Source organism: Paraburkholderia acidipaludis NBRC 101816, from assembly GCF_000684975.1.
GTDB classification, from domain to species: Bacteria; Pseudomonadota; Gammaproteobacteria; order Burkholderiales; family Burkholderiaceae; genus Paraburkholderia; species Paraburkholderia acidipaludis.
This window is the reverse complement of sequence record NZ_BAXZ01000031.1, coordinates 1-22,886: the sequence shown is the minus strand read 5'-3', so window position 1 is coordinate 22,886 and position 22,886 is coordinate 1. Positions and strand designations below refer to the sequence as shown.

Annotated in this window: 19 protein-coding genes; 10 read left to right on the top strand and 9 right to left on the bottom strand. The window is 65.0% G+C overall.

Annotated elements, in window-relative coordinates; all coding sequences use genetic code 11:
• Window positions 1-3 precede the first annotated feature (3 nt).
• Together BAC01S_RS27320 and BAC01S_RS27315 are read right to left on the bottom strand one after the other, a co-directional pair.
• Window positions 4-1,266: a patatin-like phospholipase family protein gene (locus BAC01S_RS27320; protein ID WP_027797614.1), complete on the bottom strand. Its 1,263-nt coding sequence runs from the start codon at window positions 1,264-1,266 to the stop codon at window positions 4-6.
• Between the two features lie 13 nt (window positions 1,267-1,279).
• Window positions 1,280-2,083, bottom strand: a complete 804-nt coding sequence (locus BAC01S_RS27315) for a 3-hydroxybutyrate dehydrogenase (RefSeq protein ID WP_027797613.1) — start codon at window positions 2,081-2,083, stop codon at window positions 1,280-1,282.
• A gap of 204 nt (window positions 2,084-2,287) precedes the next feature.
• Here BAC01S_RS27315 and BAC01S_RS27310 point away from each other — a divergent pair, with 204 nt between their 5' ends.
• Together BAC01S_RS27310 and BAC01S_RS27305 are read left to right on the top strand one after the other, a co-directional pair.
• Window positions 2,288-3,259, top strand: a complete 972-nt coding sequence (locus BAC01S_RS27310) for a potassium channel beta subunit family protein (RefSeq protein WP_027797612.1) — start codon at window positions 2,288-2,290, stop codon at window positions 3,257-3,259.
• Between the two features lie 238 nt (window positions 3,260-3,497).
• On the top strand, window positions 3,498-4,343 hold the full coding sequence (locus tag BAC01S_RS27305; RefSeq protein ID WP_027797611.1) for a 23S rRNA (adenine(2030)-N(6))-methyltransferase RlmJ: 846 nt from the start codon (window positions 3,498-3,500) through the stop codon (window positions 4,341-4,343).
• Between the two features lie 12 nt (window positions 4,344-4,355).
• On the opposite strand, the gene BAC01S_RS34165 is transcribed toward BAC01S_RS27305, so the two are convergent.
• The 3 genes from BAC01S_RS34165 to cueR form a co-directional block, all read right to left on the bottom strand.
• On the bottom strand, window positions 4,356-4,709 hold the full coding sequence (locus BAC01S_RS34165) for a hypothetical protein (protein WP_084168924.1): 354 nt from the start codon (window positions 4,707-4,709) through the stop codon (window positions 4,356-4,358).
• 248 nt (window positions 4,710-4,957) lie between these two features.
• Window positions 4,958-5,104 carry a DUF3563 family protein gene (locus BAC01S_RS34160; RefSeq protein WP_084168922.1) on the bottom strand — a complete coding sequence of 49 codons (147 nt, stop codon included), beginning with the start codon at window positions 5,102-5,104 and terminating at the stop codon, window positions 4,958-4,960.
• Window positions 5,105-5,395: 291 nt separating this feature from the next.
• A complete protein-coding gene (cueR, locus tag BAC01S_RS27295; protein ID WP_027797610.1) occupies window positions 5,396-5,821 on the bottom strand; it encodes a Cu(I)-responsive transcriptional regulator in 426 nt (141 codons plus the stop codon).
• A gap of 170 nt (window positions 5,822-5,991) precedes the next feature.
• Here cueR and BAC01S_RS27290 point away from each other — a divergent pair, with 170 nt between their 5' ends.
• Window positions 5,992-6,216 carry a heavy-metal-associated domain-containing protein gene (locus BAC01S_RS27290; RefSeq protein WP_027797609.1) on the top strand — a complete coding sequence of 75 codons (225 nt, stop codon included), beginning with the start codon at window positions 5,992-5,994 and terminating at the stop codon, window positions 6,214-6,216.
• An 11-nt stretch (window positions 6,217-6,227) separates the two neighbouring features.
• Window positions 6,228-7,142, top strand: coding sequence for a dTDP-4-dehydrorhamnose reductase family protein (locus BAC01S_RS27285; RefSeq protein ID WP_027797608.1), 915 nt, complete (start codon window positions 6,228-6,230; stop codon window positions 7,140-7,142).
• Here the strand turns inward: BAC01S_RS27285 and BAC01S_RS27280 are convergent.
• The 3 genes from BAC01S_RS27280 to imuA are packed head-to-tail and all read right to left on the bottom strand — an operon-like array spanning window position 7,136 to window position 12,987.
• Window positions 7,136-10,621: an error-prone DNA polymerase gene (locus BAC01S_RS27280; protein WP_043203878.1), complete on the bottom strand. Its 3,486-nt coding sequence runs from the start codon at window positions 10,619-10,621 to the stop codon at window positions 7,136-7,138. The two genes, BAC01S_RS27285 and BAC01S_RS27280, sit on opposite strands and share 7 nt — an antisense overlap.
• A 10-nt stretch (window positions 10,622-10,631) precedes the next feature.
• The gene (locus tag BAC01S_RS27275; RefSeq protein ID WP_043203875.1) at window positions 10,632-12,245 is read right to left on the bottom strand and encodes a Y-family DNA polymerase; all 1,614 of its coding nucleotides are present in this window, start codon (window positions 12,243-12,245) and stop codon (window positions 10,632-10,634) included.
• Window positions 12,139-12,987: a translesion DNA synthesis-associated protein ImuA gene (gene imuA / locus BAC01S_RS27270; protein ID WP_027797605.1), complete on the bottom strand. Its 849-nt coding sequence runs from the start codon at window positions 12,985-12,987 to the stop codon at window positions 12,139-12,141. Before imuA ends, BAC01S_RS27275 begins: the two co-directional genes overlap by 107 nt.
• Window positions 12,988-13,314: 327 nt before the next feature.
• Between imuA and BAC01S_RS27265 the strand changes: the two genes are divergently transcribed.
• Window positions 13,315-16,617 (top strand): autotransporter outer membrane beta-barrel domain-containing protein, encoded by a 3,303-nt coding sequence (locus BAC01S_RS27265; protein WP_027797604.1) that lies wholly within the window; start codon window positions 13,315-13,317, stop codon window positions 16,615-16,617.
• 30 nt (window positions 16,618-16,647) lie between these two features.
• Here BAC01S_RS27265 and BAC01S_RS27260 read toward each other — a convergent pair whose 3' ends face one another.
• Window positions 16,648-16,875, bottom strand: coding sequence for a hypothetical protein (locus BAC01S_RS27260; protein WP_027797603.1), 228 nt, complete (start codon window positions 16,873-16,875; stop codon window positions 16,648-16,650).
• Window positions 16,876-17,143: 268 nt separating this feature from the next.
• On the opposite strand from BAC01S_RS27260, the gene BAC01S_RS27255 reads away from it, so the two are divergent.
• The 5 genes from BAC01S_RS27255 to yddG all read left to right on the top strand — a co-directional run bounded on the left by BAC01S_RS27255 (window position 17,144) and on the right by yddG (window position 22,754).
• Window positions 17,144-17,875, top strand: a complete 732-nt coding sequence (locus BAC01S_RS27255) for a GntR family transcriptional regulator (protein WP_027797602.1) — start codon at window positions 17,144-17,146, stop codon at window positions 17,873-17,875.
• Window positions 17,876-17,961: 86 nt separating this feature from the next.
• Complete coding sequence (locus BAC01S_RS27250; protein WP_027797601.1) at window positions 17,962-19,281, top strand: NAD(P)/FAD-dependent oxidoreductase; 1,320 nt, start codon at window positions 17,962-17,964, stop codon at window positions 19,279-19,281.
• Window positions 19,282-19,437: 156 nt separating this feature from the next.
• Window positions 19,438-20,769: an MFS transporter gene (locus BAC01S_RS27245; RefSeq protein WP_027797600.1), complete on the top strand. Its 1,332-nt coding sequence runs from the start codon at window positions 19,438-19,440 to the stop codon at window positions 20,767-20,769.
• Between the two features lie 85 nt (window positions 20,770-20,854).
• On the top strand, window positions 20,855-21,763 hold the full coding sequence (locus tag BAC01S_RS27240; protein ID WP_027797599.1) for a dihydrodipicolinate synthase family protein: 909 nt from the start codon (window positions 20,855-20,857) through the stop codon (window positions 21,761-21,763).
• A 64-nt stretch (window positions 21,764-21,827) separates the two neighbouring features.
• The gene (yddG, locus tag BAC01S_RS27235) at window positions 21,828-22,754 is read left to right on the top strand and encodes an aromatic amino acid DMT transporter YddG (protein WP_027797598.1); all 927 of its coding nucleotides are present in this window, start codon (window positions 21,828-21,830) and stop codon (window positions 22,752-22,754) included.
• The last annotated feature ends 132 nt before the right edge of the window (window positions 22,755-22,886 follow it).

Genomic DNA, 22,886 nt, shown 5'->3' with positions numbered 1-22,886 from the left:
GCCCTACTCCGGCTTTCGATGACCGCCGCGCGCGTCTCGATGAATATCGTGCGTGACGAAGCCGGCGTCGTTGTCGGGCTTCTCCAGCCACCCCGGCTGCGCAAGCGACGCGCGAATGTCCTGCAGCCCGCTCGCCCAATGCTCGCGCATGGTCGAAACGCCGAACTGGAAGTCCTTGAAGTGCCCTTCGTATTCCTTCTGCCGGTAGATCAGATGGACGACGTTGTACTTCTTCGAGCACGACAGTTCATTCGCCACTTCAACCCACGCATCCTGCCGATGTTCGGGCGCGACGCGCTCCAGCACCTCGCGCAACACGTGACGAAAGCGCTGCGAACGCTGCAGCATGTCGGTCACGAGACGCGTGCGGCTCGAATACTGAATGTCCTTCACGCGACCCTGGACGTCCGTGATGTTGTCGGGCACGGGCCCGCGCGCGCTCCAGAGATCGACCTGGAACGCGAGCGTGTCGCGGCGCGGCGTGGTCTGGATGACCTCGTAGAGCGGCGTATTCGACATCAGGCCGCCGTCCCAGTAGTACTCGCCATCGATTTCCACAGCCGCGAAGCCCGGCGGCAGCGCGCCCGAAGCCATGAAATGCTCCGGCCGCAGCTTCGTGGTGGTGTTGTCGAAGTAGGCGAAGTTGCCGGTGCCGACGTTGACGGCGCCAACCGAAACGCGAATCTCCTTCGAATTGATCCGGTCGAAATCGCACAGCCGCTCGAGCGTGGCCTTGAGCGGCCGCGTGTCGTAATAGCTGGCTTTTTCGGGGTGCCCGGAACCGTGCGGCAACGGCGGCGGAAAGCGCGGCACGAAAAAGCCCTTCTGCCCTTCCACGACCGCGCCTGCCGCCTGCATCGCGGTAAACGTCTTGCGAATCGCATCGCCCGAGTTGAAGAATGCGCGCTCGACAAAACCCGGCAGCGGCGGCGTATAGGCCGGCTGACAGATCGTTTCCCAGAACTCGTGCAGCCGGGCCACGCGGTGCTCGGGCGCGTTGCCGGCGATGATCGCCGTGTTGAGCGCGCCGATGGAAATGCCCGCAAGCCAGTTCGGCGCAATACCGGCCTCGGCAAGACCTTCATACACGCCGGCCTGGTAGGCGCCGAGCGCGCCGCCGCCCTGCAGCGTCAGCGCGACGGTTTCCCACTGGGCGGTTTCTTCGCCGCAGTGGTGGGGATGCGGCCGCGGCGCGGCGCCGGTATGCACGCCCGCCTGTTCATCGACCGCGCTGGACTGGACCTGCCCTTTCTTGCGTTGCGCCATGGCCGCGCCCCCCTTACTGCATGAACCAGCCGTGGCTGACGATGAAAGACTGGCCGGTAAGCGCCGCCGTCGGGAACGCGGAGAGGAACAGCACCGTCTGCGCGACGTCTTCGACGGTCGTGAACACGCCGTCCACCGTGCCGCCCAGCATCACGTGCTTGACCACTTCCTCTTCGGAAATGCCGAGTTCCTTCGCCTGCTCGGGAATCTGCTTGTCGACGAGCGGCGTGCGCACGAAGCCCGGGCAAACCACGTGCGAGCGCACGTTGTGCTTCGCGCCCTCTTTGGCGAGCACGCGCGCAAGGCCGAGCAGGCCATGCTTGGCCGTGACGTAGGCCGACTTGAGCGGCGAGGCCTCGTGCGAGTGAACCGAGCCCATGTAGATCACCACGCCGCCGCGGTCGTCCTTGTACATGTGCTTGAGCGCGGCCTTGGTGGTGAGGAACGCGCCGTCCACGTGGATGGCCTGCATTTTCTTCCAATCGGAAAACGCGTAGTTTTCGATCGGATTCACGATCTGGATGCCGGCGTTCGAAATCAGGATGTCCACCGAACCCAGTTCGGCCGCCACGCGGTCGATCCCCTGGTTCACGGCGTCTTCGTTCGTGACGTCCATGGCCACGCCGATGGCCTTGCCGCCCGCGCCCTTGATCTCTTCGGCCACGGCGTCCGCGCCGCTCTGGTTCAGGTCGGCAATGGCGACCGCCGCGCCCGCCTGCGCGAGCGTGAGGGCGATCTGCTTGCCGATGCCGCTAGCCGCGCCGGTGACGACGGCGACCTTGCCGTCCAGTTTGGTGTTGAGGGAAAGAGACGACATCGAGCACCTCCAGGTAGTAGATGAGATCAGACCTCGACTCGCGGACAGTGTCAAACCGACCGGACGGCGTATGCCGTTCGGCAGAATGCTGCACCGCGGCCAACCGCGCTATTGTGCATGAAGCCGGCAATCTCACGCATCGAGTCCGGCACACGCTGATTGCGCTGGCGCTAATATCGGGCTTCTTCCCCTCTGGAGACATTCATGAACTATCGGCGACTGGGCCGCTCGGGCCTGCAGGTCAGCGAACTGTCCATCGGCTCGTGGGTCACCTACGGCAACCAGGTCGATCGCAACCTGGCGCGCGAATCGCTCGCCGCGGCGCGGGACGCGGGCGTCAACTTCTTCGACAACGCCGAAGCCTACGCGGGCGGCGAGTCCGAGACGATCATGGGCACGGCGCTCAAGGAGCTGGCGTGGCCGCGCGTGAGCTACGTGGTTTCGACCAAGTTCTTCTGGGGCTTGAACGAGGCGCCGAACCAGTACCACACGCTCAACCGCAAATACCTGCTGAACGCCATCGACGGCTCGCTCAAGCGCCTGCAGCTCGATTACGTCGATCTCGCGTTCTGCCACCGGCCCGACCCGAACACGCCCATCGAGGAAACGGTCTGGGCGATGAGCGATATGGTGACGCGCGGCAAGGCGCTGTACTGGGGCACTTCGGAATGGAGCGCCGACGAAATTCGCGCCGCGTGGGAAATCGCCGAACGGCATCACCTCCATAAGCCGGTCATGGAACAGCCGCAATACAACCTGTTCCACCGGCGCCGCGTGGAAAACGAATACCGGCGGCTCTACGAGGACATCGGCCTCGGGCTCACCACCTGGAGCCCGCTCGCCTCGGGCCTGCTGACGGGCAAGTACAAGAGCGGCGTGCCGGCCGACAGCCGCGCCCAGCTGCAAGGCTACGACTGGCTGCGCGGGTCGCTCACGGACGTGAAACGGAACGCCATTGTCGCAAAGCTCGCCGATCTGGCCGCGCAGCTCGGCTGCACGGTCGGCCAATTGGCTATCGCGTGGATCCTCAAGAACCCGCATGTGAGCACCGTGATCACCGGGGCCTCGCGTGTGGGGCAGATCGGCGAGAACATGGCGGCGAGCGAGATTGCCGAAAAGATCACGCCGGAGATCAAGGCGCAGATCGAAGCGATTGTCGGCGACGAGCACGACTGAGGTTTGCGGCGGCGCCGGTACGCAGTTGAAGTGCTCGAGGGCGCATGCCGGGTTGCGCACTGGGGGCGTGTACCGGGGTCGCGTACCGGGGGTCGCGTACCGGGGGTCGCGTACAATACGCGGCCTTGGCTCACGCCCGGCCCTTGCGCCTGCCCACGCGGGCGGCGCGGCACGTCCGGCGGCGACGGCATCGCCCGATCCGCCGCCCGTTTTCTTCCGACTTTCCGTTCCGCCCATCATGCTGAGCTACCGCCACGCCTTCCATGCAGGCAACCATGCCGATGTCCTGAAACACACCGTGGTCGTGCAGCTGCTGCGCTATCTCGGCAAAAAGGACAAGGCCTACTGGTACATCGACACCCATGCGGGCGCGGGCGCCTACGCACTGCGCGAAGGCTATGCCACGAAGACCGCCGAATTCGAAACGGGTATCGGCAAGCTCTGGGGCCGCACCGACCTGCCGCCGGCGCTGGCCGAATACGTGGACGAAGTGGCGGCGCTCAATCCGGACGGCGAACTGCAGTTCTATCCCGGGTCGCCCTATCTCGCGTGGCGGCTGATGCGCGAGCAGGACCGCATGCGGCTCTTCGAGATGCATAGCACCGAAATCGAAGTGCTGCGCCATCGCTTTCGCGACGCCGGCCGCCGCGTGATGCTCTACGACGGCGACGGCTTCGAAGGCAGCAAGGCGCTGCTGCCCCCGCCGCCGCGCCGCGCGCTGGTTCTAATCGACCCGTCGTTCGAGGACAAGCGCGATTACGCGCGCACGATCGCCTGCGCGGAGGAAAGCCTCAAGCGCTTCGCCACGGGCACCTATGCGATCTGGTATCCGCAGGTCACGCGACCGGAATCGCAACGCTTCCCGGATCAGCTCAAGCGCCTGCAGGACAAGAACTGGCTGCACGTCACGCTCGCGGTCAGCCAGCCGCCCGCGGACGGCTACGGGCTCTTCGGCAGCGGTATGTTCATCCTGAATCCGCCCTACACGCTGGCGGCATCCATGAAGGAAACGTTGCCCTGGCTCGTGAAAACGCTGGGCCAGGATCAATCGGCGCAGTTCAAGATCGAATCGCGCGGCGACTGATCGCCGGTGTGCTCATTGAGCTGGCGAGGGCGTCGGCCGAGGGTACGGCGGTCGAGGCGGATTGGGCCGTGACCCGCCGCCGCCCGGCACCTCGATATATGGTGCGACGATATAAGGCTGCGACGACTGCGACGAATCCGTCGCGCTCCCCGCCGGCTGCCGGGCCGTGACTATCGGCTCGTGCGAAAGCGGCGCGTTCTGCAGCACGAGCCCCTTCTGGCCATCGCTGATTCCCTTTTGCGTATCGAGTATCAAGGGCGGGCCGTCCGCCCAGGCGGCGGCATGTGCCAGCGCCAGCACGCACGCCAGTGCGGCGGCGGGCGACCAGACAACCAAAGACTTGCGAAAGATGCGGTCTGACACCATGAACAGTCCCCGAAAAAAAAGCTTCACTCGCAGTTTGACTCGCTGCCTGGCTTATATGTCGGCCAATCTCAAAAAGGACTTTACCTTACCGCGGTGTCAAGGTTCAGACTCTTCGTGGGGTTGGCAATGAAAGCACCGGCAACGTGGGCGCCAGATACGACAAAGCCCCGCAATGCGGGGCTTGAGGCAGCTTTGGCGTGGTGCCGGCTAGCGCCGGTCAATACCCACGCACGCCGGAAAACGCTGGCTTAGTTCGAGTAGCCGGTCGATTCGAGCGAGCGGATGCGCTGTTCGAGCTGCACGATGTCCGTCGACGATGCGAGATAGGCTTCGCGGCGGGTACGCTCGCTGACTTCAAACCAGTTGCTCAGGGCTTCGAGGATGTATGCAAACATGATGTTGTTCTCCAAGGATCGGTATGTATCCCCGGTGGATTTACATCAGGGATTACCCTAGTAAGGGATAACCCGCATTATAGCGATCTTTTGGAGCTTTGCTAGTGAATTGCCCGAATGCCGTGCATTCCAAATTGGAATGCACCACTTTGAAGAATTCACAATCCCATGATTTATCAGCGTATTTTTTCCAATCACCAGCGACTATTTCGAGAAAACCTTGAAATGCACCATGTCGGGGCTCTCCCTGAAACAAGTTGCGACAATTTGCCTGGCACAGTCGCGGCGGTGTCAGTGGCGGCAAGCACCGGCTTCGCCGATCGACGGCCCGGAGTCGGCGAGGTTTTCGAGAATCGGGCAATCCGGCCGGTCGTCGCCATGGCAGTGGTCGGCCAGATGCGCGAGCGTGTCCCGCATCTGGGTCAACTCGGCAATGCGCTGGTTCAGTTCGATCACATGCGCAAGCGCAATGGACTTGACCTCCGCACTCGCGCGCGAGCGGTCGTGCCAGAGCGCCAGCAGCCGGCGAATATCTTCGACGAGAAAGCCCAGCCGACGGGACTGTCGGATGAAGCGCAGGGTGTGCACCTCGTCCATGCCGTACACGCGGTAACCCGATTCCGTACGCCCTTTGGGCGCGAGCAGTCCAACGCTCTCGTAATAGCGAATCATTTTCGCCGTGACGCCCGATTCGCGCGCCGCTTCGCCAATATTCATGGGCCCCTCCCCGTATTCGATCGATGGCCTGATCGTACACCTTCCCATTATGGGAAGGTCCAGCATCCGTCGCCGGACCGGCTGGCATAATCCGGCGACGGCCTCATCTCCGCAGCAAGCAGCAGTTGAGTTTCCCCTTCAGCTCATTCAGTTCAGAAAAGGAAGACACGATGATCCAGTTCAACGTAGAAGGCATGAGTTGCCAGCATTGCGTGGGCGCCGTCACCCGCGCGATTCGCGAGCATGACGCCGCCGCGAAGGTCGAGGTCGATCTGGCCGCGGGCCGCGTGACGGTCGAGTCGAACCAGAGCGCCGACGTGTTAAAGGCCGCCATCGACGAGGCGGGCTATACCGTCAAGAGCGCGGTAAAAGACGCCGGCACGGCGAACGCGTGACGCGCCGCGCCATGTTCAAGGTCGCAGTGATTGGCGCGTCGGGATTGCTCGGACGCGCGGTGATGCGCGAGCTTGGCGCCGGGACGGACTGGCGGGTCGTGCCGACCGCCTTCCGCCACGCCGGGCCGCAACACGTTTCGCTCGACGTGCGCGACGAGCATGCCGTTGCGGCCTTCGTCGCACGTGAAGCGCCCGATGCGATGGTGATCGCCGCCGCGGAACGCCGTCCGGACGTGTGCGAAAACGATCCCGCTACGGCGCACGCGCTGAACGTGGGCGCGGTGCGCAGCATCGCCCGGGCGGCACGCCCGCACGGCGCGTGGGTGCTGTCGATCTCGACCGACTACGTGTTCGACGGCACCAGGCCGCCCTACCGTTGCGACGACACGCCGAATCCGCTCAACGCCTACGGTCACAGCAAGCTCGAAGGCGAGCGCGCGCTGCTCGAGGAGACGGGCCATGCGCTCGTGCTGCGTTTGCCGCTGCTCTACGGCCCGGTCGTGGACTGGCAGGAGTCGGCCGTGACGAGTCTCGTGCCGGCCGTGCTGGCGTCGGCTCAACCGGGCGCGCGGCCGGCCGTCATGGATGCGTGGGCCACGCGCTACCCGACATTCACGCCCGACGTCGCGTTCGTGATCCGCGAGCTGCTGACGCGGCACGCGGACGGCAAGGCGGTCAACGGCCTCGCGCAATGGTCGGGCGACGAGCCGATGACAAAGTATCAGATCGCGCAGCATCTCGCCCGGGCACTCGACGTGGACGCGCGGCTTCTCGCCCAGACAACGCCCGCCGATGCAACGCCGCGCCCGCGCGACTGTCACCTCGATTCGAGCCGCCTCGAAGGCCTTGGCATCGGCCGGCGCACGCCGTTCGATGCGGCGATCGGCGCCGTGCTCGGCGGCTTCGAGACGCGTCCTGCTCAATGAAAATTCCGGCTCTCGGTCGCCAGCCGACCGAGCAGCCGGCTGTGATCCTCCAGCCGCCGCGCGACGAGGTGGATCACTTCGCCTTCGCGCTGCACGACGCCCGCCACCGCCATCAGCGAAGACCCGAGCAGTTCCTTGCGCTGCGCCTCCACGAGCGTCGCATGCACGATCACGTTGATCGTGCCGGTCTCGTCCTCCAGCGAAACGAAGATCGTCCCTTTTGCCGTTCCCGGCCGCTGCCGCACCGTGACGATGCCGCATACACGCACGAACCTGCCGTGTCGGCAATGCGCCAGTTGCGCGGCCGTGCGGAAGCGCTGCTGCGCGAGCCCCGGCCGCAGCAGTTCAAGCGGATGGCGGTTCAGCGTAAGCCGCAGACTGGCGTAGTCGGCGACGATCTCCGCGCCTTCGGACGCGCGCGGCAGCGCGAGCGGCGCTTCGGCGAGCGGTGCGTCGCGCAACAGCGCCGGCACCGCATGCTGCGCGGTCACGGCCCACCACGCCTCGCGCCGGTGCCCCGCGATGCTCGCGAGCGCATTCGCCGCCGCAAGCGCCTCCAGTTCGCGCCGCGTGAGCGCGGCACGCCGCGCGAGATCGTCCACGTCCGCGAACGGCGCCTGCGCACGCGCCTTCATCACGCGCTGCGCGGCGTCTTCAGAAAAGCCCTTGACGAGACTGAAGCCGAGCCGCACGGCCGGGCCGCTGCTGCCATAGCAACCTGGCGGCAACTCGACGCGCGCACGCAGCCTGCGCGCAAAGCGGCGCAGAAAACAACACGCGAGCCTCGGCCGGTCCGCCGGCCATGCGGCGCGCAGCCGCTGCTGGCAGCGTGCCACCCTGGCGCGGCGGGCACGTGTCGCATCGGCATCGAGCCGCACGCCCGGCTTCCCGCGCCGCTCCAGCACCGCCTCCCAGTCGCTCAGTCCGATATCGGGCGGCAGCACCTCCACGCCGTGGCGCTTCGCGTCCTGCACGAGCTGGGACGGCGAATAGAACCCCAGCGGCTGACTGTTCAGCAGTCCTGCGAGAAAAGCGGCCGGCTCGTAACGCTTGAGCCATGAGCTCGTGTAGACGAGCAGCGCGAAGCTCGCCGCGTGGCTTTCCGGGAAGCCGTAGTCGCCGAAGCCCTCGATCTGCCTGCAGATGCGGTCCGCGAACGCCTCCTCATAGCCCTTCTTCATCATCCGGCGCTTGAGGTCGTCCTGATACGGGCGCAGGTTGCCGTGACGCCGCCACGCGGCCATCGCACGGCGCAGCCTGTCGGCTTCCTCATCGCTATAACCGGCGGCCACCATCGCCAGATGCATCACCTGCTCCTGGAAGATCGGCACGCCGAACGTGCGCCCGAGCACCGGCTTCAACTCCGGCTTTGCATATTCGACCTTCTCCTCCCCGCGCCTGCGCTTCAGATACGGATGCACCATATCGCCCTGAATCGGCCCTGGCCGCACGATCGCCACCTGAATCACGAGGTCGTAGTATCCGCGCGGTCTGAGACGCGGCAGCATGCTCTGCTGCGCGCGCGACTCGATCTGGAACACGCCGATCGTATCCGCATGGCAGCACATCTCGTAGACGGCGGGGTCTTCGCGCGGAATGTCCTGCACGCGAAACTGCGGCAGCCCGCGCCGCAGCGCGACGAATTCCAGCGAGCGCCGGATCGCCGAAAGCATGCCGAGCGCAAGCACATCGACTTTCAGAAGCCGCAGCGTATCGATATCGTCCTTGTCCCACTCGATCACATAGCGATCTTTCATCGCGGCGTTTTCGATAGGCACGAGGCGCGAAAGCTTGTCCTTCGCGATCACGAAGCCGCCCACGTGCTGCGAGAGATGGCGCGGAAAACCGCGCAGCTCGCGCGTGAGGCGGATGAGCTGCTGCGTGACGTGCGAGTCTTGCGAAAAACCGGCCTCTTTCAGATGATGCGCGATCGAATCGGGACCGTCCCACCACTGCTGCGCGCCCGAGAGCTTTTCGACGAGCGCCACGTCGAGCCCGAGCGCCTTGCCGACGTCGCGCAGCGCGCTGCGCGAGCGGTACGTGATGAGCGTCGCGGCCAGTGCCGCGCGGCGCTGGCCGTATTTTCGATAGACATACTGAATAACTTCCTCGCGCCGCTGATGCTCGAAATCGACGTCGATATCGGGCGGCTCGTTGCGCGCGCGTGACAGAAAACGTGCGACGAGCATGTTCATCTGTACCGGATCGATCTCGGTGATCCCCAGGCAGTAGCAGACCACCGAATTCGCCGCCGAGCCGCGCCCCTGGCACAAAATGCCCTGCGATCGCGCATAGCGAACGATGTCGTGAACCGTCAGGAAGTACTTTTCGTACTTCAGCTCGGCGATCAGTTCGAGCTCCTTTTCAACCTGCTTGCTGCGCTTCTCGTTCATCCCATCGGGCCAGCGTTCCAGCGCGCCCTCCATCACGAGCTTGCGCAGCCACGTGGCCGGCGTCTCGCCGGCGGGCACCAGTTCCTCGGGATACTCGTAGGCCAGCTCGGCGAGCGAGAACGTGCAGCGGCGCGCGACATCGAGCGTCGCGTCGAGCGTATCGCGCGGATACAGCCAGCCAAGGCGCACGCGCGAGCGCAGATGCCGCTCGGCGTTCGGCTCCAGTGCACGCCCGCATGTCGAGAGCGGCTGACCGATGCGAATGGCGCTCAGCGTGTCCTGCAGCGGCTTGCGCGAACGCGCATGCATCAGCACGCCGCCCGCCGCGACGAGCGGCAAGCCCGTTTCCTGCGAGACATAGCGCAATGCTTCGACCTGCGTATCGTCGCCGCCCGTGCGCCAGAGCTCGAGCGCGAGCCACGCGCGCTCCGCCGCGAAACCTGCCAGCCAGTGTGCGGCGCGCAGCGTCTGTGCCAGCGTCGCCGTGCGCTGCGGCACGAGCAGCAGGACGCAGTCGCGCAGATGCTTCAGATGTTCGAGGCCGGGCTCGGGATCGGTGAAATCATCGGGGTACACGCGATAGTGGCCCTTCTCCGCCCGCGCGCGCGCAAGCGTGATCAGCTCGCAAAGGTTGCCGTAGCCCTCGCGGTTCATCGCGAACGCGACCAGCGTGCAGAACGGTTTTTCTTCCCTCTTGTCCGGGTCGTCGCCGGGCTGCTCGACGAGATTCAGCTCGCTGCCGATCAGCAGGTGCAGCGACGGCACGAACGGCCCCAGCTTCGCCACAGCCGCCGCCCCACCGCTCGCGCGCGCTTCGCGCACGGCTTCTTCGTGCGCCTTCTTGCGTGGCTCGTCATGCTCGTTCAAGGCACTGAACGCGCGCACGACGCCGGCGAACGAACATTCGTCGGTGATGGCGAGCGCCCGGTAGCCGTGCTGGATCGCCTGCTCGACCAGTTCGCCCGGCTGCGAGGCGCCGCGCAGGAACGTGAAGTTGGTCAGGCAGTGCAGCTCCGCATACTCGGGCAAATGGATGGGCAAATGACCAGGCAAATTACGCGGCAACTGCGCGGGCAACGTCGACATGATCGCCGCCTTAGCCGAAGAGCCCTTGCAGATACCACTCGCCGCCCATGCGCTCGCGATAGAGCCAGAACGTGCGCCCCTGGTCGTCGGCGGCGACATAGTAGTCGCGTTCCACCTCCTCGCCGTCCCACCAGCCGGTTTCGATGCGCTCGGCGCGCGTGAGCATCTTCAGCGGCCGCCGGTACACGGGACGGTCGTTGCGCACCGCCAGCTTCAGCGGCTTTTCGAGCAGCCATGCCGGGCGCGGCTGGGACGGCAGCGGCACGTCGGGCAGATCGAGCGCGCACTGCGTGGAGGCCGCCGTTTGCGCTTCCTTCGGCTTCGGGTCACGCGGCTTGCGTGCCTTGCCCGCCTTGCCAGGCGTTGCACGGTACGCGCGCGCCGCCATCGCTCGCTCGGGCCGGTGATCGTCCTCGACGAAGAGCTGCAGCACGTTCTGCTCGCCCACCCGCGCGCCAATGCGCTCGAACAGCTGCGCGAGCGAGGCTTCCGAAGTCTCGGGCATCGGGAACAGCGTGTCGTTAGGCGCGGCGTACTCGCTCACCCCGGTGGCAACGAGCGCAAGCCCGATCACCGGCGCGGCCAGTTCGGTCTGGTTCAGCTTCTCGCGCAACAGCCAGAGCAGGTGCTCGGCATCGCGCGAGGGCGCCGACCACGCGAGCGTGAGGCTCGACGTGCGCGGCGCGTGCCGCGACGCCAGCTCATGTTCGAGCCGCAGCTCGAAGGCCGTCAACGCCGCGTGCTGCGCACAGAGCCAGCCTGCCAGCTGCATCACGAGCCGCCGCGCGGCGAACAGCAGCGCTTCGGCGCTTTCCACGCGCGCCTGCAGTTCGAGCCCGGCACAAAACGACGGCGGCGCGCTGAACGAAGCGCGCGGGTCGGGCGCTTCACCGCGCGCCTGTGCAAGCCAGTTGAGCACGCCGTCGCCGAAACGCCGCACGATGCCGTCGCGCGGCAGGCGGCGCAAATCGGCAAACGTCGCGCAGCCGATCTGCGTGAGCGCGTGCTCGTGCTGCGCGGCGAACGGCGCGAGCGTGACCGGCAACGTGTCGAGCACGTTCGCGAGCGTCTGCTCCTTGAGTACGCGCCAGCGGCGCGGAGTATTCGAACCGCGCTGCGTGGCGCGCGCCTGCGCGAGCGTCCACGCGCCCCAGGCGGTGGGCGCGCAGGCAATGCGCGCGGCGTGGCCGCAGCCGGCCGCCGTCGCCGCCACCTTGGCGAGCAGCGCGCGCACGCCGCCAAAGAGCCTCAGCCCGGAGCCCACCTCCAGCAGCAGCGTATGCGAGGGCGCGAACGACACCTTCGGCGTGTAGGCGAGCAGCGCGAGCGCAAGCGCCTCGAACGCGCGGGTCTCGCGCGACGGATCGGGCTCGAGCAGCACGAGTCCCGGCGCGAGGGCAAGCGCATGGGCGCGCGTGCTGCCCGCGCTCACGCCGAGACTCAAGGCATCGAGATCGGGAATCAGGACACGCAGGGAATCGGCCAGCGCGTAGCAACGCCTGTCTTGCGGCGGCGTGTCAGCGTGATGAGGCCAGATTGGGTCCGACGGGAGCGGGGCCGGCAGAAGCGGCGGCCTCACGGCCTCCAGCGGCAAGAGCGGCAAGGTAACGGCGATCCACAACATGATTGACCCCGGGCCGCGGCACGGCGGATGCCGGGCCCGTGGGGGGCAGCACGGCGTCCTGCAGCGGCAGCGTAACGACGAGTGGCTGGGCGGGCGGCGGCCCGCGGCGTTTGAAGATATCGACGGACACGGCGGTGAGCTGCATCCACTGGCGCCGGTTGAGATTCGCGTCGGCGGGCGGCGGCACCGGCGTGCAGACCATGCGCAGCGGCGCCGGCGACGACTGGTTGCGCGCGGCCGGCGGCCGGATCAGGAATGCGAGCGCGCGCGAATCCTGGGCGGCGACCTGCAGGCGCCGCACTGCGTCGGCACGCGCCTTCGCCTGCCAGAGCAGCACAGCGCCAATGCCCTCCTGGCGCAGCGCCTGCTCGGCCACCCAGGGCGCCTCGGCTTCGCCCGCGCGCACCCAGACCACGCGATCGAGCGCAAGCCCCCAACGCTTGAGCGCGCACGCATAGGGCTGCCACGGCGGCGCGACGAGCAGCACGTGCTGCCCGGCCGTGGCCGTCAGCGTACGCAACGCGGGCGCGACGAGCCGCATCTCGCCGATGCCGCCCTGCTCGACGAGCAGTTCGGTCAGGCTGCCTGCGGGCCAGCCCGCACCGGGCAGGAGCGCATCGAGCGCGGCGTGGCCGCTTCGCACCGTGCGCTCGCCCGCGTGCGCCAGCCGGTCGCCTTGCCAGATCCGGCTTTGCAGCCGGGGCGGCAGATGCGTCGCCGCAAGCTGGAGTGCTGCTGCCATGAGTGAGTGCGCTCGGTCAAAAAGGCTCGGATCAAAAGGGCAATAGATCCCCCTGCCCGGCCAGAAAAAGGGGGCATGACGGGATGGCTATCTGGCGCTGCAGCGCGCCTTCACCTGTATATTTATACAGTATTTTTTGGGATTTTGGAAAGCGGAGATAGGAGTGTCCGCGCACATCTTTACGACAGACCAGAAACGAGGCCGTTTTTGAGATCGGTGCTATAACGCGAATCACACGCCCCCTTGCAGCCCGTTTGTGCAGCCGGCTTCACTAAAAAAGGCCAACAGACCATGAAAAACAAAGCGTGGAAGTTGCGTATGGGAGGATTGGCAATCCTGACTGGTGCGGCACCGGCCGCGGGCCATGCGGCCTGTAACTCAACGGCGCCGCCCAGCAACACGACCGTGACCTGCACGGGCGCGGGCATTCCTGCGGTCGTGGCCGCGAGCGGCAGCACCGGCGTCACCATCAACATCGCCCAGGGCGCGACGGGTAGCTATACGCTCTCGAGCACGCCCACGCCGTTCTCCGTGGACACCTCGAGCACGATCACGAACAACGGCACGCTTACGCTCTCCGGCAACGGCACGGGGGTGGCGAACCGCGGCGCGATGCTGATCGGCACGAACAACGGCAACACCATCACCAACGGCGCAACGGGCGTGATCTCCACGACAGGCGCCTACAACGACGGCATCGCGGCGAACGGCAACAACAATACGCTCGTCAACAACGGCAAGATCACGACGAGCGGCAGCAACTCGTATGGCATGACGGCTGCGTGGGGGCAAAGCAACACTGGTGCGTCGGGCAATACGCTCATCAACACGGGAACGGTCACGACCTCGGGCAACAACGCCCGCTCGGCCTCGCTGCTGGGCGGCAGCGGCACCATCGACAACAGCGGCACGCTAATGGCAACGGGCAAGGACGGCAGCGCCGTCTACATGCAAGGCAACAACGACACGCTGATCAACGGCGGCACGATCCAGACCACCGGCACCGCGTCGAGCAGCGGCAACGTCGACGCGGTCGTGTCGAACACGGTGGGCAGTTCGTTCACCGCAACGATCACCAACGAGGCCGGCGGCCAGATCATCAGCAACAACGGGATCGGCGTGCGCTCGACCAACGGCAACACGACCATCACCAACGCCGGCCTGATCGAAGGCGGCGGCGGCACCGCGATCCAGAACGGCAACGGCAACGACACACTGATCCTGCAGACCGGCTCGCAGATCGTCGGCATTGCTAATGGTGGCGGCGGCAACAATGTCGTGCTGCTGCAGGGCACCGGCACCGCGTCGAACGCATTCGCGAACTATCAGAGCCTGACGATGGAGGGCGACGCCTGGACCTGGGCCGGCACGGGCACGTTCTCGACTGCGCTCGTGGAGAGCGGCACGCTGAACCTGACCGGCACGCTCGGCACGACCACCGCAACGGTCGTCGCCACGGTCAATAGCGGCGCAACGCTGCAGGCGAATGCCTCGAACCTGCCGCTCTCCGTGACCGACAACGGGCTCGTGCGCTTCCAGCAGGACAGCGCGGGCACCTACACAGGCCTCGTTGGCGGCACGGGCGCGGTGGAGAAAACCGGCGCCGGCACGCTGACGCTCACGCCCTCCGCCTCGGGCGGCAACACCTATTCGGGCGGCACGACGATCACGCAGGGCACGCTCTCGGTTGCGGCCGACAACGCGCTCGGCGCCTCGTCGGGCGGGCTGACCTTCAACGGCGGCACGCTGCAGTTCGGCAGCGCCTTCGATCTGGCGACCCGCCGCGCGATATCGATCACGTCGAACAACGGCACGATCGACACGCAGGGCTACGACTCGACGATCGCGCAGAACATCACGGGGGCGGGGTCGCTGACCAAGCTCGGCTCCGGCACGCTGACACTCAATGGTACGGATAGCTACACAGGCGGAACGAATGTCGATGAGGGCACGCTGATCGTCGGCGACGGCACCAGCGATCCGCCGTCGCTCTCCGGCGGCGGGGCCGTGCTCGTCGCGTCGGGTGCGACGCTCGGCGGCTACGGCAGCGTGACGGGCAACGTGACGAACGACGGCACGATCGCGGTTGCCAACGCACTGGCGAGCCTTGCGAGCGGCACGACCGGCAACTTCCAGATCGACGGCAACCTCACCAACGCGGGGCTCGTGCAACTGGGCGGCAGCGGCGTGGGCAATACGCTGACCGTCGTGGGCAACTACATCGGCCAGAATGCGACGATCGCGCTCAACACCTACCTGGCCGGCGACGGCGCCGCTTCGGACCGGTTGATCGTCAGCGGCGGCAACGCGAGCGGCACGAGCATGTTGAAGGTCGCGAACGTGAACGGTCCCGGCGCGCAAACGGTCAGCGACGGCATCGAGGTGGTGCAGGCCGCGAACGGCGCAACGACGAACGCGGGCACGTTCACGCTGTCGGGCGGCACGGTCGAGGCCGGCGCCTACGCCTATTACCTCGTGAGGGGCGGCGTGACGGCCGGCAGCGGCGAGAACTGGTATCTGCGCAATACGATCGCGCCGCAGACGACGGAGACGCCCCCGACGACCTCGCCCACCGTGCCGCCCTCGACCGGCCCGCAGATCACGCCGGCGGAAGGCACGCCCGCACCGATCACCGAGGCCGTCGAGAACGCCGGCTCCGACACGTCTGCCGTGCCGGTCTACCGGCCGGAGGTGCCGCTCTATACGGAAGCGCCGAGCGTCGCACGGCAATTGGGACTCCTGCAGATCGACACGTTCCATGATCGCCAGGGCGACCAGGCACTGCTGACCGGCGACGAATCCGTGCCGGCGGCATGGGCGCGCGCCTGGGGCGGCTACAGCAATCTGCACCAGGGCGGAGAAGTCGCGCCGTCGTTCGACGGCACGGTATGGGGTATGCAGATCGGCCAGGACCTGTATGCGGACAGCACGCCCGGCGGCCAGCACAATCACTACGGCTTCTTCGCGGGCTTCTCGCGGGCCGTGGGCGACGTGAACGGCTTCGCGCTGGGGCAGCCGGGGCTGGGTGTCGGTTCTCTCCAGGTCAACGCGTATAACCTCGCCGGCTACTGGACGCACATCGGACCCGGCGGCTGGTACACGGACGCCGTCGCAATGGGCAGCGTGCTCGCGGTGCGCACGAACTCGAACAATAACGTGAACGGCTCGACGGACGGCAATGCGTTCACGGGCTCGTTCGAAGCGGGACTGCCGATCGCGCTCGGCTACGGCTTCACGGTGGAGCCGCAGGCGCAGATGGTGTGGCAGTGGCTATCGCTCGACGAGTTCAATGACGGCGTGTCCAACGTGAGCTGGAACAACGGCAACACGTTCCTCGCGCGAATCGGCGCGCGCCTGCAGTGGGCGACCTCGACGAACGGCATCGACTGGAAGCCCTGGCTGCGCCTGAACGTGCTGCGCTCGTTCGGCGCCGACGACCAGACGACCTTCGGCGGCACGACGACGCTCGGCACGCCGGTCGGACAGACGCTGGGACAGATCGGCGTGGGGGTGGTCGCGCAGTTGACAAAGCGCGGCAGCGTGTATGCGACGGGAAGCTATCTCGCGAATCTCGGCGGCGAGCATCAACGCACGATCACCGGCAATGCGGGGGTGCGGTGGGCGTGGTGAGGGCACGCCCAACCGGGGGCAGCGATCCATTCAGGACGGAAGGTCGAGCAATACGCGGATATCGACCGAGCGGTTCCCATACGAAAACACTCGCTCGACCACCTTGAACGCCAGGGGGCCGGAGTCGGTTTCCGTTTCGATGAAGTCGCCGGGTTGAGGAAAGGGGATGCCAACCGAATAGGAGAACCGCGTGGGCGGCAACGGCCCGACAGCTGCAATGGCTCGCTCAGAGTACCTGATATGGATGTCGATATTCATTCCGCCTCCGTCTCTTGTGGTTGAGGAACCAACAAGTTAGCACGAGGCGGATGGCGGGACCGGCGTTTCGCCCGATTCTTTCGCATTTTTCATAGTCACGGCGAATTCCTGAAAAATCGCTGGCGCCCCCGTAAGCTATCGCCATCCGGGCGCTGCAACCCGGCGCGCCCTGGCCACGGCTCGACCCGATCTGGCGAGCGTAAACCCTTATTTTTGCTACGTCTATCATCAACCTATACTATGTCTACAGTTTGTAGACAAACCGGCCATGCCCAAACAAAAGCTTCAACTCGCTACTGTGGACGCCGATTCCGGCCCGTCATCGGACCGAAAGAATGTGATGGCGGAGGCGCTTCGGCGCCGCATCGTGAGCATGGAACTCGCGCCCGGCGCGGTCGTTGACGAACTCGCGCTGAGCGAGGAATTCGGGCTCTCTCGCCCGCCGGTACGCGAATTGATGCGTCAGATGGCGGCCGAGGGCTATCTCGAGCTCGAGCCGAACCGGCCGGCGCGGGTGTCGCCGATGAGCTATCAGTCGTTGCGGAGCTTTTTTCTGGCGGCGCCGCTCATCTACGTCGCCACGACGCAGTTGGCCGCCAGCCACGCCACCGCCGGCGAGGTGGAGCGTCTGAAGCAGATCCAGACGCAGTTTCGCAAAGCGATCGAGGAACAGGATCTGCAGTCGCGCGTATTGCACAACGACGAATTTCACTTCGAGATTGGCCGGATCGCGCGCAACGCGTACCTGATGCCAAGTTTGCGCCGCGTTTTGATCGACCACGCACGCCTCGGGAAGATTTTTTATCGCTCGCCGACCACGAGCGACATGCAAAAGGATCTGGAAAAAGCGGTCGAACAGCACGACCAGATCATTGAAGCCATCGCAGCGGGAGACCCCGAGCGCGCCGGCGAACTGGTCCGCAGCCATATGGAGCTCTCACGGCGGCGCATGGCAGAGTATGTGATCCCGGAGGGGTTGAACGTACCCATCCAGTTTTAAAGGCCGCGCGGGACGGTGCACGTCATCAGTCGTGCACCGCCAGTCCGAGGGCGGTGAAGATTCACAAGCGGAATTGGAATTTAGGAATGCAAAGGATTACATCGCTCCCCGCAGACGACAGGATGTGCGGTTGGTATCACACGAGCCAGCCCCGCAAGCCGCGTCCGGCTCACGCCGGGGAATCGAAAGCGCGTTGGGCGGTAGTGGGTGCGGGCTTCACCGGTCTCGCCGCCGCGCGGCAACTCGCGCTGAATTTCCCGGATGATGAAGTCATTCTCGTCGAAGCCCAGGAGATCGGGTTCGGTACGTCGGGGCGAAACGCGGGATTTGCGATCGATCTGCCGCATGACATTGGCGCCGACGACTATATCGGCGACATCGCTACGGCGAAAACCACGCTGAAGCTCAATGTGCTGGGGCAGACGATCCTGCGCGACCTCGTCGTCCAGCATGGCATCGACTGCCATATGAGCGCCTCCGGAAAATACCAGGCAGCCGTGGAGGAGCGCGGCGTGGCTGTCCTCGACGCCTATCGACGTGGCCTCGACAAGCTCGGCCAACCGTACGAGGTCATCGAAGGCAAGGACCTGCCGGGCCACATCGGCACATCGTTCTACCGTCAGGCGCTGTTCACGCCCGGCACGGTGCTGATTCAGCCGTCGGCGCTCGTCAAAGGCCTGGCCGACTGCCTGCCGCCCAATGTCACCTTGTACGAGAACACGCCCATTACCGAGGTGGAATACGGTGAAAAGATCGTGCTGGCGCATCGCAACGGCCGCATTACGGCAGACAAACTGGTGCTGGCGAACAACGCCTTCGGCATGCGCTTCGGCTTCCTCCAGCGCACGATGCTGCCCGTTTTTCTGTATGCGAGCCTGACACGGCCGCTTACCGCAGCCGAACAGGCACAGCTTGGCGGCAAGCCGTTCTGGGGTGTCATTCCAGCGGATCCGTTTGGCAGCACGCTGCGCCGCACGCATGACAACCGCATCCTGGTGCGCAACAGCTTCAGCTTCAACCCGGACGGGCGGCCCAGGGAGCAGTATCTTTCCCGTTTCGTCGAGCGGCACCGGCTGTCGTTCGAACGGCGCTTCCCGATGCTGCCGGACGTCGAGTTCGAATACACGTGGAGCGGTTCGCTGGCGCTCGCGCAAAACCACAAGGGTTTCTTCGGGCAACTCGCCCCGAACGTCTATGGCGCGCTGTGCTGCAACGGCCTCGGCATCACGCGCGGCACCGTCACGGGTACGCTCCTGGCCGACTGGCTGGCCGGCAAAGAGACCGACCTGATTGATTTTCTGCTTGCGACGTCGGGACCGAACAGGAACCCGCCAGAGCCGTTCCTTTCGATCGGCGTCAACGCCACCCTTTGGTGGGGCCAGCGTAAGGCAGGACTCGAAAGCTGAGCACACTTCGGTTGTCGGTTCCGCAGGGAGGCGACGATGACCACGCCGAATAGAAAAAATCCGCAAAACGATCGAACGCTTCGCACAACAAGATAAGGACTACTTACAGCGAGACGATGCGGCGTTTTGTACCCATTTCATCGAAGGAGACAAGCGATGTCGAAGATACACATGTCCATTGAGGACGTTCCGCTCAATGGATTCCACCAGCTGCTTACTGTCCGCTCCAGCGGCGGCTGGCTCATGGACGGCTACGTACTGAGCATTATTGGCGTGGCGATGGTGCAGTTTTCCACTGCCCTCGGCTTGACCGATTTCTGGCAAGGCATGGTTGCTGCATCGGCGCTGATCGGCATTTTCTTCGGTGGATTCGTCGGCGGCTGGCTGAGCGACCGCATCGGCCGCCAAAAGCCCTATTTCTTCGGTCCTGTCATCTTCTTCGTCTGCTCACTCGCGCAGTTCTGGGTGCAGTCGGGGGAGGCGTTGTTCTTTCTGCGCTTCCTCATCGGTATCGGCGTCGGCATTGAATACCCCGTGGCAGGTTCGCTGCTTGTCGAATTCATGCCCCGCAAGTACCGCGGCCCCCGTCTCGCCATGCTGACGATCATCTGGTTCCTTGGCGCCGCCCTCGCTTATATCGTCGGCAACATCATCTTGAGCGCCGGTGGACAAGAGGCGTGGCGGTGGGTGCTTGCCAGCCCGGCCGTCATCGGTCTCGTGCTGTTCATCGTGCGCATCGGCACGCCGGAGTCGCCTCGCTGGCTGCTCAGTCAAGGCCGCGTCGCCGAAGCCGAGGCCGTCATCGGAAAAGTCTATGGGCCGTCGTTCTCGTTGGCGAACCTGCCCGAGGAGCAAGCCGAAAGGAAGATTTCGCTCTGGTCGCTCCTGCATTCCGGCTATGGCAAGCGCATGCTCTTTGTCTCGGTGTTCTGGAGCTGCTCGGTGATTCCGGTCTTCGCGGTTTATTCGTTCGCACCACGCGTGCTTGAAGCGCTGCATTTGACGGGGCAGTGGGAATCGCTCGGCTCTGTCGCCATCACGTTGCTGTTCGTGGTGGGCTGCATCATCGCCACCCGGATCATCAACGAGATGGGACGCCGCGCCATGGTGATCCACAGCTTCCTCTGGTCGGCACTGGCCTTGGTGGCCCTGGGTGCATGCTCGAACGGCTCGGCGCTGCTGATCCTCGTCCTGTTCGGCGCCTACGCCGTGCTCATCGGCGGCGCTCAGGTGCTGCAACTGGTCTACCCGAACGAAATCTTCCCGACGGACATTCGCGCCTTCGCCGTGGGCATGGGCGCTTCGCTCTCGCGCATCGGTGCCGCCATCGGAACGTGGCTCGTGCCCATGGCACTGCAAAGCATCGGCATAGGCAACACCATGTATGCCGCCGCCGCGGTTTCGTTCGTTGGCCTGATCGCCTCGCTGGCGCTGGCGCCGGAGACACGTTCGCTCAGCCTGCAAGAAGCTGCTTCGCTCAATCACTAACACCTACCCTCTTCGTGCCGCCGTCAACGATGCGTCGGCACCTCGTTCGCTTGAACGCCAATTTCCACTTTTTCGGAAGAACATCATGACGTTTGAAGGTATCTACACCCCGGCTATCACCCCCCTGAACGCAGAAGGGGAAATCGACAAGGCAGCATTTGCCGAGGTGCTCGAGTCACTGATCGCGGCGAAGGTGCACGGCATCATCATTGGCGGCTCGACCGGCGAATACTATGCGCACACCGCGCAAGAGCGCTTCGAACTCGGCACCTGGGCCAGGGAAGTCATCGGCGCGCGCGTGCCGCTTATCATCGGTACCGGCGCCATCCGCACCGAGGATTCCGTCGAGTACGCCAAAGCGGCGAAAGCCATCAAGGCAGATGCGATTCTCGTGGGCACGCCGCCGTATGCCCTGCCCACCCAGCAGGAAAACGCCGCGCACGCGCTGACGATCGACCGTGCGGCCGGCCTGCCCATCATGCTTTACAACTATCCGGGCCGGATGAGCGTTTCGATGGGACGCGAGTTCTTCCGTACGGTCTGCGAAGCGTCGAAGAACGTCGTGGCCATCAAGGAGAGTTCCGGTCAGTCGGGACAACTGCACATGCTGGTGCGCGAGTTCCCGCATATCAGCGTTTCGTGCGGCTGGGACGATCAGGCGTTGGAGTTCTTCGCATGGGGCGCCCGCAGCTGGGTCTGCGCGGGCTCGAACTTCCTCCCGGGTGAGCACATTGCGCTGTACGAGGCGTGTGCCGTCGAGAAGGACTTCGACAAGGGGCGCCGCATCATGTCCGCGATGCTGCCGCTCATGGACTTCCTGGAGGAAGGCAAGTTCGTCCAGTCCATCAAGTATGGCTGCGAGCTCGCGGGACTGAGCACGGGCGGCGTGCGGGCGCCTCTGCAAGGGCTGGGTGAAGAAGAGAAGCAGCGCTTGCAGGTCATCGTTGTCGAGCTCAAGCGCGAGGTGGCGTCGGTCACCGGAAGCAAAGCCTGATGTCGCAACCGCTCGCTGCTTCGGGGTACGCGGCAGACCGAATCATCTGAAGCAGGTGGGGAATATGAAGAGCAGCAAGAACGCAACGCTCGTCGGGTTCATCGCAGTCCTGTTGTGGTCCTCGATTATCGCCCTCATCCGGGGGGTCAGCGAAAGCCTTGGTGCTACCGGCGGGGCCGCCATGATCTATACGGTGGCATCCGTGTTTCTGCTGTTCACGGCCGGCTTCCCCAGACTCAGCGAGTTTCCGCGACGCTACCTGGCATGGGGAAGCCTGCTCTTCGTTGCCTACGAACTATGCCTGTCACTCTCTATCGGGTATGCCAACACCGGCAGGCAGGCTATTGAAGTCGGCATGGTCAATTACCTGTGGCCGACCTTCACCCTGGTCTCGGCCATCGTGTTCAACAAGCAGAAGGCAACCCTGTGGGTCGTGCCCGGCTTCCTGCTTTCGATGCTCGGGATTGGCTGGGTGCTGGGCGGCGATCAGGGCGTGGATCCGGCAGGCATGCTGGAGAACGTCAGGGACAACCCTCTGGGTTACGGTCTGGCATTGCTCGGTGCCTTGATCTGGGCGGCCTACTGTACGGTGACGGCACGTATTGCTCGCGGCAAGAGCGGCGTTACGCCTTTCTTCATGCTCGCTGCCGGCGTGCTCTGGATCAGTCACGTTGTTGAAGGCGGCGGTGGCATGGCGTTCAGTCTCCATGCGATCGTCTATCTCGTGCTGGCCGCGGCTGCCTTGGGCTTCGGTTATGCCGCATGGAACGTGGGGATCCTGCACGGCAATGTCACGATCCTTGCCGGAGCTTCGTATTTCATTCCCGTTTTCTCGGCTGCCCTGGCTGCAACGCTCTTGCGCACTCCTCTCCCCGTTCAGTTCTGGCAAGGGGCGTTGATGGTGTGCGGCGGGTCCATCCTGTGCTGGATCGCAACGCGCGGCCGGCGGACCTCGGCGCCAATGTCCATTCGGGCCGAAAAGCACTCTTGAAAGATCCGTCATGCACCATTTTCGTTGCGTATGGTTTCAATTTATTAGCAATACAAAATATATCAGGAGGATGGCATGAATTCAGGAAGGTGGAAGATCGCGATTCTTCCTTTGCTGGTGAGTTCGGGCGTT